Below are 3,101 nucleotides of genomic sequence, written 5' to 3'. Positions count from 1 at the left end.
TGCAACATCTACTGCTGTTTCAAGTACTTTATGTAAAACAGCACGTCCTTCTTTATTGTCTTCATATCCTAAAATGTTAAAGACTGCTTCACGTAGTCCAACTAGATTAACGATAAGAGTAGTTGAGCTCCTTTGCATATATTGAGTATTTCCAGCAAGTATTGGATTTAGTCCTCGTCTAGTTAGATCAGATATATCCTTCTTTCTTAATGACATTGAGGAAAGTGCAGGTTTCATTAATAATGCTAAACGAGCTCTAAAGTAAGTTTCATCTTTATTTGATTCAAATGCAAGTCTTGGTAAATTAATTGATAGTGATTGTAATTTAATAAAAGTGCCACTAGTATTTTTAGCATCATCTTTTAGAATTCCATTAATTGAAATACTTCCTTTAGAAAAGATCATTTTTCCACCTAGTGCAATTATTTCGGCTAGAATTTCAGATGAATCAACTAGTTTTGTTTTGTCTGCATCAATAATTAATCCAATTTTTGGTATTGGAGTAATTGTTACATAGTTTTTGTAAGCTGTAAGAATTGTTTTTGTAATCTTTTGATCAGAACCTAATTGAATTCTAAATGAAACAATTGTTGGTGAGCTTCCATACTGTGATGTTGTAGAAGATGTAGCAAAGGCATCAGTTAGTTTTTGTTCTAAATCTGAGAGATTTTTAGCATGTTTTGCCAACAGTTGTGGAAGTCCATCTAAAACTACCTCTTTTGATGCTTCTTTTGAAATCAAAGAAATTATCATGGATAAGGCAGATGTTAGGTTTTCAAGTGTCTTAATGGATGGAATTCTAGTCACGCCTAAGGCTTTGCCGCGTAGGTCAATTCCATCATCTATGAGTTCTTTTAGATTCACAAAAATCGTATCGGGTAAAAGTGACCAAATTCCGGGATTTGCTATATGGAGGTCTCCTGATAGGTGTGAATCTGCCACATCTTTTGGTAGGGTGTTTAGTAAAAGGTGTTCAGCAAAGACTGTTTGACCAGTTTTATACAAAAGGCCATCTGCACCATTATCAACATTTTCTACATTTGATAACATTTCTTTTACTTCAAAAACGGGCATTCCAAGTCTTGCTAACTTGTTTCTATATTCTTCATGCCCATGTTCTAAAAGAACAGAGTTTACCATTTCACGGATAAGGGAACCAGTAAGATATGTTGTTTGATATTTGTAAATTCGATTTTCAACTTCTTCTGTAATCTTTTGAGCTAATTCTAATGGAAGACTGCCTTCACGAACTAAAGATTGAATGATTTTATGTGAATTAAATTCTTCAATTGATTCGTGTGATGTTCGTACATACATTTTGCCACTTTCAATGATGGAACGTTCTTCGATCTGTCTTGCAAGGCTCAAAACTAATTTCCCAAGATTTGTAATTGTATAACGCCTTTCAGACTTGTTTAGCGCCACAAGTGATTGCCTTAACAATTTTCTTAAGTGGTATGCAAATTTTCCGCTCTCTTTTTTTGATTTAAAACCCGCAAGAGACTTTAATTCAGAATATGTTAAAGGCCCTTTAGAATTTAAGATTCTTAAGATGTCGATTCTGTTTGGACTGGCCATTACAGAAAAGATCATTCTTACACGTTTTGATGTAGATTGTAAGATTCCTCCTCGCTTTGGTTGCTCCGCTAGTCCCTCGCTCAGTTCCATATCCATGTCTAAAAGATCAGGGGTAATTAAGATTTGTGACGAAATGGTTATCTGTTATTTAGATCAGTTTTCTCTTACATCTAATGTAAATTCTGATGTAGAAAGAGTCTGTCCACATTCTGGACATTTATTATTGTAAGGCCTTACAACATCTTTTAGGGACTTTAACATTTTCATGTTGGCGATCTTTTTACCACATTTTCCGCAGGTTACTTCAACAGACATGTAATTGGATAATTTTCAAAATAATTAAGAATCTTTTGTGATTTTATTTTATAATTATAATAAATTTGATTTACTGTTTTTCTATTAAAATTCCGCGGTCATCAAATCCGACAATTTTGGCCTTGGTTCCAACCGGAAGGTCTGCAGGTTTTGCAATTCCACCCATAAAACCAGAAACTCGAAGGTCGGCATTATCCAATTTTAGAACAACCCAGGCATATGGAGTGTATTTTTCAAATCCTGCTGGGGGAACAGTGATTATAGTATAGGTAGCAATGGAGCCTTGACCTTCAAGAATAGCATTTTCAAATTCTGGATTTCCACAATTTTGACAAAAATAGACTGTTGCTAAATGTAGCTCTCCACACTTTTTACATTTTCTAGCAAGAACCTTTCCTGATTTTGCAACATCAATGAATTCTTGTTTAGCTGACAATTTACACACTTTGGAAAATATGTACAGCACAACTTGCACCAGTTGCGCCAAAGTTTTGTGTTAAGCCAATTTTAGCATCATTTACTGTTCTTTCGCCTGCTTTACCAGTAAGTTGATCAAAAACTTCTACCACTTGACCAACACCAGTAGCACCTATAGGATGACCTTTAGATTTTAAACCACCTGATGGATTAATTGGTATTTCACCTCGTCGTGATGTCTGGTCTTCTCTAACTCCTTCAACTCCTTTTCCTTTTTCAAAGAAACCTAAATCTTCACTATCAACAATTTCTGCAATCGTAAAACAATCATGTACTTCAGCAAAGTCAACATCTTTTGGAGTAATTCCAGCCATCTTGTATGCTGCTTCTGATGCAATCTTTGTGCTTGGAATTGTAGTCATGTGTTCACGACCTTGAAGAGCTGCTGGAGAGCCGCCCCTGCCTGAACCAATCACTTGAATGTAGTCTTTAGAGTGCTCTTTTGCAAACTTTTCACTGCATAAAATAACAGAGCTTGCACCATCTGAGAATGGACAGCAGTCATAAAGCTTTAGTGGACTTGCAACGACTGCGGACTTCATTACATCATCAACTGTAATTTTCTTTCTTAGGTGTGCTTTAGGATTTAGCAAGCCATTTTCATGATTTTTCACTGCAACTTCAGCAAAGTCTTCTTCAGTTGCTTTGAATTCTGTTAGATATGCACGTGCCATTGATGCAAACAAACCAGGAAATGAAGCTCCTGCTGCACCTTCATAAAAGAAATCAGA

General features: G+C 35.5%; 3 protein-coding genes. All 3 read right to left on the bottom strand.

The annotated features are described in order from the left end of the window. Positions 1-1,674, bottom strand: a 1,674-nt coding sequence (gene nrdD / locus R3333_RS13740) for an anaerobic ribonucleoside-triphosphate reductase (protein WP_318959345.1), incomplete at its 3' end; no start/stop codon positions are given. 289 nt (positions 1,675-1,963) lie between these two features. Beyond that, a complete protein-coding gene (locus R3333_RS13735; RefSeq protein ID WP_318959344.1) occupies positions 1,964-2,329 on the bottom strand; it encodes a Zn-ribbon domain-containing OB-fold protein in 366 nt (121 codons plus the stop codon). 1 nt (position 2,330) lies between these two features. Next, on the bottom strand, positions 2,331-3,101 hold a 771-nt coding region (locus tag R3333_RS13730), incomplete at its 5' end, for a thiolase C-terminal domain-containing protein (protein ID WP_413468688.1).

This window comes from Lishizhenia sp. (genome assembly GCF_033720595.1).
Taxonomy (GTDB): Bacteria; Bacteroidota; Bacteroidia; order Flavobacteriales_D; family Crocinitomicaceae; genus Lishizhenia.
Note: the sequence above shows the minus strand (reverse complement) of the source record. Positions and strands in the feature narration are given on the sequence as shown.